The organism is Streptomyces glaucus (assembly GCF_039533365.1).
GTDB lineage: Bacteria > Actinomycetota > Actinomycetes > Streptomycetales > Streptomycetaceae > Streptomyces > Streptomyces glaucus.
Genome location: NZ_BAAATK010000019.1, coordinates 48,282 through 63,175 on the forward strand (window position 1 = coordinate 48,282; position 14,894 = coordinate 63,175).

12 protein-coding genes are annotated in these 14,894 nt (G+C 76.6%); 7 read left to right on the forward strand and 5 right to left on the reverse strand.

The features are described 5' to 3' along the window. Positions 1 to 330: 330 nt before the first annotated feature. Positions 331 to 915, forward strand: a complete 585-nt coding sequence (locus tag ABD363_RS16345; protein WP_344604048.1) for a hypothetical protein — start codon at positions 331 to 333, stop codon at positions 913 to 915. A 228-nt stretch (positions 916 to 1,143) separates the two neighbouring features. Here ABD363_RS16345 and ABD363_RS16350 read toward each other — a convergent pair whose 3' ends face one another. The 3 genes from ABD363_RS16350 to ABD363_RS16360 all read right to left on the reverse strand — a co-directional run bounded on the left by ABD363_RS16350 (position 1,144) and on the right by ABD363_RS16360 (position 3,670). Continuing rightward, positions 1,144 to 2,475: an Nramp family divalent metal transporter gene (locus tag ABD363_RS16350; protein WP_344604049.1), complete on the reverse strand. Its 1,332-nt coding sequence runs from the start codon at positions 2,473 to 2,475 to the stop codon at positions 1,144 to 1,146. Further along, the gene (locus ABD363_RS16355; RefSeq protein WP_344604050.1) at positions 2,468 to 2,698 is read right to left on the reverse strand and encodes a hypothetical protein; all 231 of its coding nucleotides are present in this window, start codon (positions 2,696 to 2,698) and stop codon (positions 2,468 to 2,470) included. The genes ABD363_RS16350 and ABD363_RS16355 overlap by 8 nt, the downstream gene beginning before the upstream one ends. Positions 2,699 to 2,761: 63 nt before the next feature. Then, the gene (locus ABD363_RS16360) at positions 2,762 to 3,670 is read right to left on the reverse strand and encodes a manganese catalase (RefSeq protein ID WP_344604051.1); all 909 of its coding nucleotides are present in this window, start codon (positions 3,668 to 3,670) and stop codon (positions 2,762 to 2,764) included. 380 nt (positions 3,671 to 4,050) lie between these two features. Between ABD363_RS16360 and ABD363_RS16365 the strand changes: the two genes are divergently transcribed. Then, positions 4,051 to 4,827, forward strand: a complete 777-nt coding sequence (locus ABD363_RS16365; RefSeq protein ID WP_344604053.1) for an AfsR/SARP family transcriptional regulator — start codon at positions 4,051 to 4,053, stop codon at positions 4,825 to 4,827. A gap of 471 nt (positions 4,828 to 5,298) precedes the next feature. Beyond that, entirely contained in the window at positions 5,299 to 5,607 is a 309-nt protein-coding gene (locus ABD363_RS16370; protein ID WP_344604055.1) for a WhiB family transcriptional regulator, read from the forward strand. A gap of 396 nt (positions 5,608 to 6,003) precedes the next feature. On the opposite strand, the gene ABD363_RS16375 is transcribed toward ABD363_RS16370, so the two are convergent. Continuing rightward, positions 6,004 to 6,426, reverse strand: coding sequence for a DUF6003 family protein (locus ABD363_RS16375; protein WP_344604057.1), 423 nt, complete (start codon positions 6,424 to 6,426; stop codon positions 6,004 to 6,006). Between the two features lie 440 nt (positions 6,427 to 6,866). On the opposite strand from ABD363_RS16375, the gene ABD363_RS16380 reads away from it, so the two are divergent. The 3 genes from ABD363_RS16380 (at position 6,867) to ABD363_RS16390 (ending at position 10,317) form a co-directional block, all read left to right on the forward strand. Continuing rightward, positions 6,867 to 8,114 (forward strand): MFS transporter, encoded by a 1,248-nt coding sequence (locus ABD363_RS16380; protein ID WP_344604166.1) that lies wholly within the window; start codon positions 6,867 to 6,869, stop codon positions 8,112 to 8,114. A 645-nt stretch (positions 8,115 to 8,759) separates the two neighbouring features. Further along, positions 8,760 to 9,305, forward strand: a complete 546-nt coding sequence (locus tag ABD363_RS16385) for a hypothetical protein (RefSeq protein ID WP_344604059.1) — start codon at positions 8,760 to 8,762, stop codon at positions 9,303 to 9,305. A 163-nt stretch (positions 9,306 to 9,468) separates the two neighbouring features. Next, positions 9,469 to 10,317, forward strand: coding sequence for a helix-turn-helix transcriptional regulator (locus ABD363_RS16390; RefSeq protein ID WP_344604061.1), 849 nt, complete (start codon positions 9,469 to 9,471; stop codon positions 10,315 to 10,317). 408 nt (positions 10,318 to 10,725) lie between these two features. Here ABD363_RS16390 and ABD363_RS16395 read toward each other — a convergent pair whose 3' ends face one another. Further along, positions 10,726 to 12,114: a dihydrolipoyl dehydrogenase family protein gene (locus ABD363_RS16395; protein ID WP_344604063.1), complete on the reverse strand. Its 1,389-nt coding sequence runs from the start codon at positions 12,112 to 12,114 to the stop codon at positions 10,726 to 10,728. 805 nt (positions 12,115 to 12,919) lie between these two features. Here ABD363_RS16395 and ABD363_RS16400 point away from each other — a divergent pair. After that, on the forward strand, positions 12,920 to 14,815 hold the full coding sequence (locus tag ABD363_RS16400) for an AfsR/SARP family transcriptional regulator (protein WP_344604065.1): 1,896 nt from the start codon (positions 12,920 to 12,922) through the stop codon (positions 14,813 to 14,815). The last annotated feature ends 79 nt before the right edge of the window (positions 14,816 to 14,894 follow it).

Below are 14,894 nucleotides of genomic sequence, written 5' to 3' on the forward strand. Positions count from 1 at the left end.
GCGGCGGACGGCCGGACGCACGCCGTGCGGCGCCGCACCGGGGGAGGCGGCCGGCCCGCGCCTTCCCCGGAGGACACGCGGGCCCCGGCCTCCCCACTGCGCCGCCGCACGGCCGGATCGCCGATCCGCGGGTCCCGGCGGCCGCCCCGCCCCGGTTCCGGCACCGCCGGGTCCGCGGCGGCCACGAGCCGGCCTCCTGCCCGGCCGGCCTCCGTCACCCGTTCGCGTGGGCACGGTGGCCCGTGCGCTGCGGACCGGGGAGCTTGGTGACCGTGTGCCCGTCGCGGGCACCGCCGTATGTGACCACTCGTGGCGGAAGAGGTGCTGAGGATGGCGGAACGCAACACGGTGCTGCGCAGCCTGCATGACGTGGGCCTGGCGGCGTGGTTCGGAGGGTCGCTGATGGGCGCGGTCGGCCTGAACGGCGCGGCGCGCGCGGAGGGCGGCACGGAGCAGAGCAGCCGGCGTTTCGAGAGCGCGGGCTGGGCGATGTGGACGCCGGTCAACGCCGCGGCGATCGCCGCGCACCTGGTGGGCAGCGTCGGCCTGCTGGAGGCCAACGCCGCCCGGGTGGCGGGACAGCGCGGCGTCGGGGCGTCGTCGCTGGCCAAGGGCGCGGTCACCGCCGCGGCACTGGCGGTGACCGCCTACAGCCGCGTCCTGGGCAAGAAGGTGCAGAGAATGGCCCCGCCCGCCCGGCAGGAGGGCGCGGACCAGCGCGAGCACGGGTGGGACCGGCAGGAGCAGGACCAGGACCGGGAGGAGGCGCGCGCGGCGCGCCGGCAGCTGACGGTGCTGCAGTGGGCGGTGCCGGCCCTGACCGGCGGGCTGGTCGTGCTCAACGCCCTGCACGGCGAGCAGCAGCGGCCCTGGCAGCAGATCCGCGGCAGGCTGCAGCACGTCCTCGGGCACTGAACCGGTCCGGCGGCGGGCCGGCCCTGCACCGGTCGGCCCGCCGCCGGGCGGGGACCCGGGTGCCGCGCGGGCCCGGGGCGGCCGGTCCGCGGCCCCCGCCGCCGCGTTCCCGTCCCGCGGGGGTCACGCGGTGGATCCGGTTCCGTCCGTTCCGGCGACGCGACCGGCGCCCCTGCCGACGCCCTCGGGGAGGCGGACCGGGGCGCGTGGGGATCCGCGGCCGCGGTGTCACGCCGTGAAGGTGCGGACGAGCAGCAGCACGTTGAGCGCGCTGATCACGGTGCTCACCGCGACGGCGGCCACCGTGGTGACGCGGCGGTTGACCAGAGCCCCCATGATCCGCCGGCGCGCCGTGAAGACCAGCAGGGGGACGAGCGCGAAGGGGACGCCGAAGGACAGCACGACCTGGCTGAGGACGAGCGCCTGCGTCGGTTCGACGCCCAGGGACAGGACGGCCAGGGGCGGTGTCATGGTCACCAGGCGGCGCACCGTCAGCGGGATGCGGCGCCCGAGGAAGCCGCTCAGGATGACCTGGCCCGCGAAGGTGCCGACGCCCGAGGAGGCCAGCCCGGAGGCGAGCAGGGCGAGCGCGAACGCGAACGCGGCGCCGGAGCCCAGGGCGGCGCCGAGCCCGGTGTGGAAGGCCTCGAGCGTCTCCCGCGTGCCGGTCTTGTGCAGGGCCGCGGCGGCGATGGTGAGCATGCTGGCGTTCACCAGCCCCGCGATGCCGAGCGCGACGAACAGCGCGGAGCGATGGGCGCGCAGCTGGCGGAGCTTGCGCTGCGGGGAGCACCGGGCGGGGCTGCGCGCCAGCGAGGAGTGGAGGTAGATGACGTGCGGCATGACGGTGGCGCCGATCATGCCGGTGGTCAGCAGGATGCTCTGGGTGTCGGCGAAGCGGGGGCGCATCCCGGACAGGGCGCCGCTCCACGCGCCGGCGGCCGCCGCCTGGTAGACGAAGCCGGCGAGGATGACCAGGAGCAGCGCGGCGGTGACGATCTCGAAGCGGCGCCGCCCCTCGGGAGCGAGGGTCAGCAGCAGCAGCGAGGTGGCCGCGACGATGAAGGCGGCGGGCAGCAGGGGGATGCCGAACAGGATGTGCAGGGCGACGGCGCCGCCGACGAACTCGGCCAGGTCGGTGGCCATCGCGACGAGTTCCGCCTGCGCCCACAGCGCCCGGTTCACCGGGCGGGGGGTGTGCGCCCGGCACAGCTGGGGCAGGTCCTTGCCCGTGGCGACGCCCGCTTTGCAGGCGAGGTACTGCACGAACACGGCCATGATGTTGGCGGCGGCGATCACCCACAGCAGCATGGGCCCGTAGCGGGTGCCGGCCGTCATGTTGGTGGCGAAGTTGCCGGGGTCCACGTAGGCGACCGACACGACGAACGCCGGGCCGAGCATCGCCAGGACCATCCGCAGCCGGGAGCCGGCCGCGGCCTGCGGCGCCGGCCGGTCCCCGGGGGCGGGCTCGGTGGCGGGCTCGGCCGTGACGGCCGGCGCGCCGGCCGGTGGGGCGAGCGGGGTGTTCGGCACCCGCTCGGTGGAGGCCGGGTCAAGCATGCCGCCTCCCCGGCAGGGATCCGCCGCGCGGCGGGCCCGGGCGGCGCGCCGCCTTCGCCGACAGCGGTCCCGCGAGGGCGGCGGTCAGGAAGGCGGCGGCCAGGGCCCGGTGCGCCGGGCCGCCGTACGCGAGTCCGACGACGGCGGACAGCGCGTACACACTGCTCAGCACGAGGCGGGCCACCGCGCGGCGCGACGGTGCGGAGGCGACGGAGTGACGCATCGTGGTGCTCCTCTCGAACGACGGCGGACCGGGCCCGCCTGTCCGCGGACCCGGTCCGTGCGCTCACTCGTCCGGCGTTATCGCGTCCTTGATCTTGCCCCGCAGGCCGGTCTCGGTGCCGAGCACCGGGCCCTTGGGGGCGCCCCGGCTGCCGTCGTAGGTGGCGTACAGCTTCGGGTCGGGCGGCGGGGGCACGGCGAGGTCTCCCAGCGGCTCGGGGGACCGCAGCACGCTGAACTCGTGGTCGCCGTCCGGGGTCGGGCCGCCGGCCCACAGGCCGAGTTCGGTCTCGGCGCCGTCGGACAGGTGCCAGATCGTCTGCGCGTGCTCGCGGTACTCCACGTCCTCGAACCCGCCCGGGACGACCACGCCCTCGAGGTTGTCCTCGCGCAGCTGCTCGATCGCCGCGAGCCACTGGTTCTGGTGCACGGTGTCACGGGCGAGGTTGAACTTGAGCATGTCCTTCACGCCCGGATCGTCGGTCATGTTGTACAGCCGGGCCGTCTGCAGCCGGCTCTGCGCCTCCGCGGCGACGTTGGCGTAGAAGTCGGCGAGGAGGTTGCCGCTGGCGACGGCGTACCGGCCGTTCCAGGGGTAGCCGTTGCTGTCGGCGGGCAGCGCGGCGCCGCCGGCGATGATGGCCTGCTGCGGGTCCATGCCGCCCAGGACCGCGCCGACGGCCGGGTCGGCGGTCGCCATCTTGGTGGTGGCGGTGGCCGGGGCCCCCTCCAGCAGGCGCGCGATCATCGTGGCGAGCATCTCCACGTGACCGATCTCCTCCGTGGCGGTGTCCATGATCAGGTCTTTGTACTTGCCCTGGATGCGGGTGCTCCACCCCTGGAAGAGGTACTGCATCATCACGGTCATCTCGCCGTAGGCGCCGCCGACGAGTTCTTGCAGCTTGTGCGCGTACGCCGGGTCCGGCTTCTCCGGCCGGGCCTCGAACTGGAGCTTCTGGGTGTGTCGGAACATGGCGTTCCCCTGATCGCAGATGCGGTTTCGGCCGAGGCGGGGACAAGTCCGGTGCCGGCGCTCGTCCGCCCGTGCCACGACGCTAGGCCGCCCCCGTCACCGTCGCGTGTCCGTGCCCCTACCGGCGGCCGCCCCGCCGTGGCGCACGGCCGCACCGGCCGCCTCCGGTCCCCGCCCGGCAGCCGGTCCGCGCCGCCGGAAACCACGGGACGACGTCGTGGTACAGCGCCCGTGACGCCGTCCACACGCGCGGGGCCCGGATCCGCCCGGCGGGAATCCCGGAAACGGGGATCCGACCGCGGGATCGGGTGTGGCCCGTTGCATCCCGGAAAACCCGGAAAGTCCCGTTCCGCTCCCGGAAAGCACGTGGAGAACCCGACATGGCAGTCCCCCCTGTCGACCGTGACCGTCCGTCCCGGCCCCGGGCGGAGGTGTCCCTGCTCGGCCACTTCGCCCTCCGTCTCCCGCACGGGCACACCTATCTGGCGCCCACCACGCAGAAAGTGCTGGTGCTGCTCGCGATCCACGCGCAGGGCCTGGCCCGCGGCAGTGCGGCCGCGCTGCTCTGGCCGCACCTGCCCGACCGGCGCTCCGCCGCCAGCCTGCGCTCCGCCCTGTGGCGCCTGTCCCGCGCCGGCGGCTCCTGCCAGATGGTCGTCTGCGACAACGAACACCTCCGGCTGGGCCAGAACGTCCAGGTCGACCTGCACGCCGCCTACCGGATGGTGCACGACCTCGCCGCTGGCCGGCCCGCCGCCCAGTCGCCGACGGTCCCGGCCCCCTTGCGGCAGGACCTGCTGCCGGACTGGAGCGAGAGCTGGCTGCTCGTGGTGCGCGAGCACTTCCGCCAGACCCGCCTGCACGCCCTGGAGGCCTGCAGCAGACGACTGCGCGCGTCCGGACAGATGGGCGCGGCCATGGAATTCGCCATGGCCGCGCTGGAGGCGGACCCCCTGCGGGAGAGCGCCCACCGCTGCGTGTGCGAGATCCACCTCGCCGAGGGGAACATCGCCGACGCGCTGCGCTTCTACGACACCTATCGCCGGCACCTGCGCAGTGAGCTGGGCCTGGCGCCCACCAGCGACTACCGCAACCTCCTCGCGCCGTTCCTGCGGCGGCCGCTGGACTGCGCGCGGGGCTCCGGGCCCAGCGCGTGAACGTCACGGCCCGCTGCCGGGCCCCGGCCTCCCGCCTCGCCGCCGGACAGCCCGCCGGGACGCCCCGCCCCCCGCGGGCGACGCGCCGGCGGAGACCTCGGCCGGCGGCGCCGGCAGCGGGGCGCGGTGTCCGCCGCGCCTTACGGGCGGGGACCCCTCGGCGGGGACGCCCGGCCGGGCGGAGGGCGAGGACCCGCCGCGTCTCCCGCCCGGGCCGGCGAAGCGGCTCCGCATGGGCCCCGCCCCGGCCCGCCAGGGCCCCCGTCCCTCGGGACCCGCCGAAACCGGGCCGCCTGCCGCCTGTCACGCCGGGCTCACGGGACCACGGGCCGACCGGAGCCGCACCGTCCGCGTCCGGCGGCGGGCGGGGCGCCGCACGCGTACGCTGGGGGAGCGACCTCTGCCGGGCCTGGGGCACTGCCCGTGCCTCAGCCTCCTGCCGGTTCGGCCGGCACCACGCGGAGGTGCGCCGTGCGTTCCCGCCCCCATCCGGCTCCGCGCAGCGCGGAGCCGCCCGCTCCCCAGGACTGGCGGCAGGAGGCCGCCTGCCTCGGGGAGGATCCCGAGTTGTTCTTCCCCCTGAACGAGCGGGAGACCGATCCGCAAGTCGCCAGAGCCCGTGCGGTGTGTCGCCGGTGCCACGTCCTGCTCGCCTGCCGTGCCTGGGCACTCGAACAGGGGGAGGACGCGGGCATCTGGGGGGCGACCACCGCCACGCAGCGCCGCGCCATCCGCCGGGCGCTGTGCGACGCTCCGGTGCGGCGGGTGGGGCGGCCGTGACGGCGGCCGCGGCGTCCACCACCCGGGCCGGCGCCTCGGCCGCGTCCCGCGGGGCGGCGCCGGGGATCTCCGTCCGGGCCGGCGGGGTGCGGGGTGCCTGTCAGGCAGTCCGGTGAGCCGTCCGCCGGGCCGGGGCCTCGGCGCACCGGGGACGCGGGCCCCGGCCGTGGCGTCCGGTGAGCCGTCCGCCGGCCCGGCGGGCCGGGCGCCACGGCCGCGGTCCGGACACCGGCCGGTCCCCGGACCACACCCTGCGCGGCCCGCCGGACGCGATCCCGTCCCCGAACCGGGCGGATTCCCGGGGAGCCGGCGGTGCGCCGAGCCGTGGACCGGCGCACCACCGGTCGGCGGCCGACGGGCGGGCCGGGACGCGGTCGCGGTCCGCCGGGCACGGTGTCAGCGGGCGACCGCCTTGACGGCAGCCAGATCCTCCCCGGTCAGTTCCGCGACCCGGTGCGCGGGCACACCGGCCGCCAGGGCACGGGCGAGCAGCGCGTCCCGGCCGTCCGCGCAGGAACGGTAGGCCAGCAGCTCCTCCTCCAGCCGGGCGACGTCCCGCGGCGCGGCGTGGTGGCGCACACGGCTCAGCTCCTCCTCGCCGAGGGGGACCGGCAGCCGCTCGGCGTCCTCGGGGATGGCCGCCGTCTCCTCCGGCGGCAGCAGGCGCAGGCGGGGAGAGGCCGCGGTGACTCCCTGCGCGTCGAGCCACGCCCGTACCGCGGGGGTCTCCATGCAGGCCAGTTCCCCGACGGCCGCGGGGGGCACGCCGAGCGTCGCGGCCGGGCCGCTCAGCAGAACGAGGTAGGCGTCATCGGTCATCCTCGGTTCCTCACGGGAGAAGGTCCTGTTCCGACGGCGTCACCTGTACCCGCCATCGGCCGTCTCACGACCGGCTCCGCCCGGTCGGCCGAGCCCGTGTGCGAGCGGTGCGGGCGGCGCTCGACGGACCGCGCCGCTTCGCGGTGCGCCGGCCTGACGACCGTCGTGCCGGCGGAGGCGGTCCGGGCCGCCGAGCGCGCGTTACCGGGTGTGATGCTTCGCGAGTTGATCTCGCTGTAGGAAATGCGTTACTTGATCATCAAGCGACGTCGTGGATCCCGGGGCCACCCGGTTCCCGTGGATGCGCGCAGCGCGGCGTGCCTGTTCCCGTCCGACCGGGCGGCAGGTGTCGCGTGCCCTTGCCCCTGCTCCCGTCATCCGGAGAACCGGCACCTCGGTTCCCGGAGAAATAAGGCGCTGTTCCTTTGATACCCACTCCGATACGGCATGCCGCACCCCGGCATGCCCGTACCCCGGCGTACGGCCCGGCGCGCGCCGTCTACCTGCCCCGTCTCGCGGACGCCGTCGCGTCCTCCATGGCCACCTACACCGTTCCCCTGCTGGTGCTGGGCACCACGGACTCGTCGTCGCTGACCGGCGTCGCCTTCGTGCTGGCCTGGGGGCCCCGGCTGTGCACCTTCGGGCTGGCCGGCTCGGCCGTCGACCGGCTGGGCGCCGGGCGGGTCTTCCGGATGGCGGCCTGCGCGCGGGCCGTCGTCGTCGGCCTGGCCGCCCCCGTCCTGCTCCTCGTCGGCGACACGGCCGCGGCGGTGGTGGTCATGCTGCTCGCGGCCTGTACCGGGTTCCTGACCGAGTTCAGCTACATCGCGGCCGAAAGCGTCGGGGCCGTCGCCAGCCGGGAAGCCGCCGGCGGGGCCCACCGCGTCCAGTCGGTCCTTCTGGGCATCGACCAGGCAGCCGCTCTGATCGGGCCCGCGGCCGGCGGCGTCCTCCTGCAATGGGGCGGTTCGAGCGGCATGCTCGCCGCCATCAGCGGTCTGTCGATCCTGTCGGCCGTCATCACCCCCCACATCCGTCAGCCGGTCCCGGAAGCGACCCCGTCCCTCTTGCGGGGACTGCGCAGCGGCTGGTCCACCCTGCGCGCGCTGCCCATGCTCGCCTACCTGGTGGCGGGACTGGCGCTGTCCAACCTGGCGCTGGGCGTGCTGCAGGCGGCGACTCCGGTCGTGCTGATGAAGCAGCTCGGCCAGTCCAGCGCCTCGGTCGGCCTGGTGTGGTCCGCCGCGGCGGCGGCCTCGCTGCTGGCGGTCGCGGGGGCCCGGATCGCCATCGACCGGTGGGGGCTGGTCAGGACGGGCCGTGTCGCCTCGCTCATCACGGTGGCGCCCTGCTTCGCCCTCGCGCACGCCGACTCCTACCCGGCCTACCTGCTGTTGATCGCCGTCTTCATGGCCGGCGACAGCGCGCTGGCGGTCGTGCTGCGCACGCTGCGGTCCAGTCTCATCCCCGCCGAGGTCTTCGGCAGCACCCTGTCCCTGACCGTGCTGATCCTGCTGCTGCCCTTCCCCCTCGCCGGCGTCGTCATGGCCGCCGTCGCCCCGGCGGACCTGGACGCGGTGATCACCGCCTGCGCCGTCCTGCAGTGCCTCGGCCTCGCCCTCGCCTTCGTCCGTGCCGGCCGCCTCCGGCCAAGCCGTGGCAAGCACAGGAGAGCCGCCCGTCGATGAATCCCCGGTCCCCGGACCGGCACGCCCCACGCCCGGCTCCGCACACCCGCGGCCTGCCGGGCGTACCGCTCCCCTCCCGGTCCCACCGCGAGTCCCGGCGACACGCTGCGGCTGACGGCTGACGGCTGACGGCCGACGGCCGACGCGCGGGCACCGTGCCGGGTCCTCGGCGCGACGGGCCCGCGGGCAGGCGGCCAAGGGACGCCGGCCACGAAACCGGTCCTCGAAGCCGGTCACCCGACCGATGCGCGCCCCGGTCCTCCGGTGGAGGTGGGACCGCAACGGTTCACGCACCGACCCCCGGGGACACCGGTGAACGAACCCGACCGGACGGACCCGGCGCCTGCACGCCGTTCACCGAGGCGGGAGTTCCTCCGGGGCCGCGCGCGTACGGCGGCCCGTGACCGCGGGCCGCACACCTGAAGTGTTCCGCGGCGCCTTCAGCGGCGCACACGTGTCCCGCGGGGACTCGTCCCCCCGCGCACGTCCCGCGCACACCTGTTTCGCGGACCCGCGGCTCCCGGCCCCCGCCCGGCCCCCGGTACCTGCGCGTTCCGCTGAGTACGATGCGCAGGTCGTCCGCATACCCAGGGAGAGAAGGCTGTGCCCAGCAAGTCAGCCGGCGCAACGGTGCGATCGCGGTACATGGAGCAAGCCGCGTCGGACCTGGAGGAGAACCGCCGCGAGCAACAGGAACTGATCCGTCGACTCGAGACCCTGCGGGAGGAGGAAGCCCTGCTGAAGGGCATCCTCGATCTGGCCGAGCACCCGTCGGCCGTGCCCGAGCAGGCACGGGACGAGGAACCGGCCGGGCCGGCCCGCACACCGCCCGGCGCCGTGACACCGCCCGCACCCGCACAGCGCTCGGACACGGCCACGAGGAAACGCCGGGGGGCGAGGACACGGCGGCCGCCCGCCGGACGCCGGCCCCTGCTCAGGGACCTCCTCCTGGGCCTGCTCGCAGGACACGAGGAGCCCTGTTCCGCCGCGGAGCTGCGGGAGGAGCTCCTGCGGGCACACCCCGACCGTATGCCCACACCCCAGGTCGTGCGGAACACGTTGGAGGGACTCGTCGCCAAGGGACTCATCAGGCGCCACAAGCAGAAGAGGTCGGTTCTGTACACCGTCGTCGCGCCGGACGGCCGGGACGGCACGGGCGGCGACGACGGCGCCGCGCACGGCACGGGCTGAAGACGCCCGCGCGCCCTCGGCGGCCGCCGGCGTACGGCGACGGCGCGGGCGGCCGCCCACGCCGGGCCCCGGCCCGCCGAGCCCACCGGACCGACCGCCCCGGACCGGCACAGCGGGAGCGTCCTGCCGGGTTCCCGCCCGGCCGCCCGCGGCCCACGGGACGGTGCCGTCCCCACCGGTCCGCCGGCGGACGGGGCGCGGGGACGAGGAGACGCTGCGCGCCCACTGCGACGAACTCACCGCGTGGGCGGAGCCGCGACGGCTCCGGCTCATGACGGCGGCCGTCAGCGGGTTCCGGGCCCGGGCCGCCATGGGCCGCGGCGACTTCGAGGCGGCCCACCAGCACGCGGCGGCGGTGAGCGCCCCCGGCGACCTGCCGTCGTCCCCCAATCTGCACCACGTCTTCCTCGACCTGGTGGAGTCCGCGGTGCGCACCGGACGGACCGCGGCGGCGCGGGCCCACGTCGAGGCGGGACAGCGGGCGCGGCTGCACACCGTCTCACCGCGCCACGAGCTGATCCTCGCCGTCGCCGCCGCGGTGGCGGCTCCCGGCGAGCGGGCCGGGAAACTGTACGAGGCCGCCCTCGCCGTCCCGGACGCCTCCCTGTGGACCCACGAGTACGCGCGTCTCCGGCTGCTCTACGGCGAGTGGCTGCGCCGCCGCAGGGACTACACGGCCGCACGGGGCCACCTCGGCGCGGCCCTGGAGATCTTCCAGCACCGTCTGAAAGCCCCTCCGTGGGCGCGGCGCGCCCGCACCGAGCTGCGCGCCGCCGGGGTCGTGGTCCGGGTCCCGGACGGCGGCGGGACCGTGCCCATGAGCGCCCAGGAACGCCGGATCGCCGAACTCGCGGCCAGCGGGATGTCGAACAAGGAGACAGGGCGCCAGCTGAACATCTCGCCCCGCACCGCCGGCGCCCACCTGTACCGCGTCTTCCCCGAACTGGGCGTCACCTCGCGGGCCGCGCTGCGCGACGCCCTGGCCGCGTTCGACCGGCAGAACGCGTCCTGACCGGACACCGGACGGACCGCGCTCCCGGGGACGGCGGCCCGGAGCCACTGCCGGGGAAGAGGCGGCCGCCCGCCCGTGCGGATCCACCGCCCGTGACTACGCCGACCACGTCGCCGAGCGGGCCGCCGCGCCGGAGGCCGGCCCGGGCGGCCGGGCCGCCACGATCGCGGCCGGCAGCGGCCTGCCCGGTTTCACGTCCGGCCGGGCCGCGGACGCCGCGGCCGCGGAGGCCCCGGCCGCGTCGTTCCGCGCGCTTGCCGACCGGATGCGGGCGCGGATCGAGAGCACCGGCAAGGCGGCCGCCGTGCCCCAGGACCTGCTGACCGGGCCGACCGCCGAGCCGGAGAAGCAGAGCTGGATGTGCCAGGCGGAGAACCGCGTCCGACCCGCGGGCCGGGGCCCCGGGGCTCACTCCACCCAGCTGGTGAACAGCGCGTTCAGCCCCTCCGCCATGGTCGGATGCGCGATGAGCCCGTCCCGCAGCCGGGTGAAGGGCATCCCCGCCCACATCGCGGTCTGCACCACCGTCAGGACCTCCGACGAGTCCGGGCCGAGCAGGGCCACGCCCAGGATCTCCTCCGTGTCCCGGTCGACGACCGCCTTCCACACGCCCCGGGTCTCGCGCAGCGTGCGGGCCCGGGGGATCGCCTCGACGGGCAGCTTGGCGACCCGGATGTCGCGGCCCGTGGCCCGGGCCTGCTCCTCGGTGAGCCCCACCCGGGCCAGCTCCGGGTCGGTGAACAGGTTCCAGGGGACCAGCCGGCCGGCGGTGCTGCGCGAGCCGCCCGCGATGTTGGCCTTCACGATGCGGTAGTCGTCCAGCGACACGTGGGTGAACTGGGGGCTGCCGGCGACGTCGCCCACGGCCCAGGTGCGCGGGGCGTCGGTGGCGAGCCTGTCGTCGACCCGTACGAAACCGCGTGCGTCGGTCCGGACGCCCGCCGCGTCCAGCCCCAGGCCCCGGGTGACCGGATCACGGCCGGTGGCCACGAGCACGTCGTCCGCCGTCAGGCTCCGGCCGTCGTCGAGCAGCACCCGGACGACGCCGTCCTCGCGGGCGACCTCCTTGACCGCGACACGGGAGAGCAGTTCGACCCCGTCCTCGCGCAGGCACTCGGCCAGGACCCCGGCGACGTCGGCGTCCTCGTGCGGCAGCAGGCGCTCGTTCCGGTCGAGCACGGTCACCCGGCTTCCGAAGCCGGCGAACATCTGCGCGAACTCCAGGCCCACGTAGCCGCCGCCGACGACCACGAGACGGTCCGGGATCCGGTCCAGGTTCATGATGGTCTCGCTGGTCAGCGGGTCGGCCTCGGCCAGCCCCGGAATCAGCGGGAGGCGCGGGACGGTCCCGGTGTTGATCACGACGTCCGCGCCGCGCACGACCCGGCGTCCTCCGTCGTTGAGGTCGATCTCGACCGTCCGCTCCGCCACGAAGCGCGCCGTGCCGAGGACGAGGTCCATGCCGCTGTCCAGGAACTGACGGTGGTTGAGGGCCACCATGTCCGAGACCACGCCCTCCTTGTGGGCGCGCAGCTGCCGCAGGTCGACCTCCACCTTGCCCACGTTCAGGCCCAGGGACCCGGCGGAGGCCGCTCGGCGCGCCAGCCGGGAACTCGTCACCAGGGACTTGGTGGGAATGCACGCCACGTTGATGCAGGTGCCCCCGATCATGCCGCGCTCGACCATGACGACTCTGCGGCCGGATCGCGCGGTGTCCATGGCCAGGGTCTTGCCCGCCTTGCCGCCGCCCACCACCAGCAGGTCGACGTCCTCCACCGCATCCTTGGGACCGATCATGACTGTGCGTCCTCCTCCGGGGAACGACCGACGGGGTCTGCCGACGACGGCCGAGCCGCCGCGCACCGCGGTCGCGGCCCCGTCCCCACAGCGTCGCCTCGCCGGCGGCGGCACGCATCCGTCGAATGACTCGCTTCACCGGCGGCTTCCCGGACCCGCCCCGGCGAAAGGGGACGGCGTCCCGCGCGGCCGTTCCGGGACCGCCCCCGTCGGCCGCTCCCGGAACACCTCGGCATCCCGCCCCGTGGGGATGAGTCATCCGACCGATGCGGGGGCGCCGAAGCGGAATCTACGGTGGCCGCGCAGGGCCGGTCCGGATCCCCGCCGTCCCGGGCCCGGCCGCGCGGGCGTGCGCCGGGACGGCTTCCGGGAACGGCCGCGGGGCCCCGGGCGTCGCGGCCGCCCGGCGAACAGTTCAGGCAGGCGAAGGACGGCCCGGCCCGCCGCCCGGCCCGCACCGGCTCGGCAGCCGGCGGAGGCGGCGGGCCGCCCGGCGTGCACGACCGAGTGGGAGAGCGTCATGACCACAACATGTTCACCGTCCGTGCCCCGGTCAGGGCACGGGGCCCGTCCCGGCCCGACGACCGGCGCGTCCGCGCACGGCGACGACCGGCACCGGGAGGCGCACGGCCCCGCCCCGGCACGGCGCGCCTCCCCGGCCGCCCCTCCCGGTCCCCCGGGCGACCGGGAGCCGCCGCGCGACACCGTCCGGACGCCCGCGGAGGCGCCGGGCGACCGAGCGCCGGCACCGCCCCGCGGGCCCGGCGGGACGGCCGTCCCGCCGCAGGAGACCGTCCGGTTCTCGGTGCTGGGTCCCCTGCGCGTGTGCCGGGCCGGCGCGGAGCTGCCGCTCGGGCCCCGGCAGCAGCGCCTGGTCCTGGCCGCCCTGCTGGCCCGCGCGGGACGGCCCGTATCGCTGGCCGACCTGGTGGGCCTGCTCTGGGACGGGGAACCGCCCGCCAGCGCGGCCAACGCGGTCCACCGCTACGTGGGCGTGCTGCGGCGCCTGCTCGAACCGGGCCTGCCGCCCAGGAGCCCGGGCCGGTGGCTCGTCCGGCACGGCGGCGGCTACCTGCTGCGCGTCGACGCCGACCACCTCGACCTCCTCCGGTTCCGCGCGCTGGTGCGGCAGGCCCGCCGGGCGGCCGCCGAGGGGGACGCGCGGGAGGCGGTGCGCCGGTACGGCACGGCCCTGGAGCAGTGGCAGGGGCGGTGCGCGGCGGACCTGCTGTCCGCCGCCGGCGCCCACCGGGTCTTCACCACGCTGGAGCACGAGTACGCCTCGGTGGTGTGCGAGGCGGCGGACGCCGCCCTGCGGTCCGGCCGCCCCGGCGCCGTGCTGCTGGTCGTGCGCCAGGCCGCGGAACGCCACCCCCTGGACGAACGGCTCCAGGCCCGCCTGCTGCTCGTGCTGGCCTCGGACGGCAAGCAGGCCGAGGCGCTCACCCGGTACCGGGACATCCGCGCCCGGCTGTACCGGGAGCGGGGCGCGCGGCCGGGCGCGGAACTGCGCGCCGCGCACGAGCGCGTCCTGCGGCACCGCACGGACGCGCCCCGCCCGGCGACGGCCGTGGGCGAGGAAGACGCCGCACCGGCGGCCGCCGGGCCCGCGCCGCACGGACCCGCACCGGTCACGGTCCCCGCCCAGCTGCCCGCGGACCTGCCCTGCTTCTTCGGCCGGGACCGGCCCCTGGCCCAGGCGCTGGCCCTCGCGGAGGAGCCGGCCGAGGCCCTGCGCGTGCTGGCGATCGACGGCATCCCCGGAATCGGCAAGACCGCCCTGGCGGTGCGCCTCGCCCACCGGGTGGCCGCGCGGTTCCCCGACGGGCAGCTCTTCGCGGACCTCGGCGGCTTCGCCCCCGGCGGAAGCCCGGCGGACCCCGGTGACGTCCTGCACGGCTTCCTGGAGGCGCTGGGCGTGGAGCGCCGCCGCATCCCCCCGTCGACGGAGTCCAGGGCGGCGCTCTTCCGCAGCGTGCTGGCCGCCCGGAAGGTCCTGGTGGTGCTGGACGACGCCCTGGACCTGGCACAGGTGCGGCCGCTGCTGCCCGGCACCCCGCTGTGCATGGTGGTGGTCACCGGCCGGCGGCGGCTGAGCGGACTGGCCGCCGCGTACGGGGCGCGGCTGGTCGGACTCCGGGTTCCCGCGCCGGCGGAGGCGGCCGGATGCCTCCTGCGACGGCTGGGTCCGGCCCACCGCGGCGCGCGGCCCGGTGTGGTCGAGGAGATCGTCGAACGGTGCGGCCGGCTGCCCCTGGCCCTGGCCGTCGCGGCCGCCCGCGCCCTGGCCCGCCCGGACCGGCCGCTGAGCGAGCTGGCGGCCGAGCTGACCGCGGCCGGGGAGAGCCTCGACGGCTTCGGCGACGACGGGCACGACAACGACGTACGGGCCGTCCTCTCCTCGTCCTACCGCACCCTGGGCCCCCGGGCGGCACGGATGTTCCGGCTGCTGCCGCTGCACCGGGGCCCCGACGTCGGTACCGCGGCCCTGGCCGGCCTGGCCGGGCTCCCGCCGCGGGCGGCGACCGAGGCGGCGGGAGAACTGGTGCGTGCCGGACTGCTGACCGCCGGCCGGCCCGGCCGGTACGAGGCGCACCGCCTGGCCCTGGCGTACGCCGCCGAGCTGGGGCGGGAGGACGCCGGGGAGCGGCCGGCCCCCGCCCCGGACGCCCGGATCCGGTCGCTCCGGCGGGCCGGGTGAGCGTGCAGCCGCTCCGGTGCCGGACCGCTCCCCTCGAGGGCGGAGAGGTCCATGGCCCGGGCGGGGCGGAGCACGATCC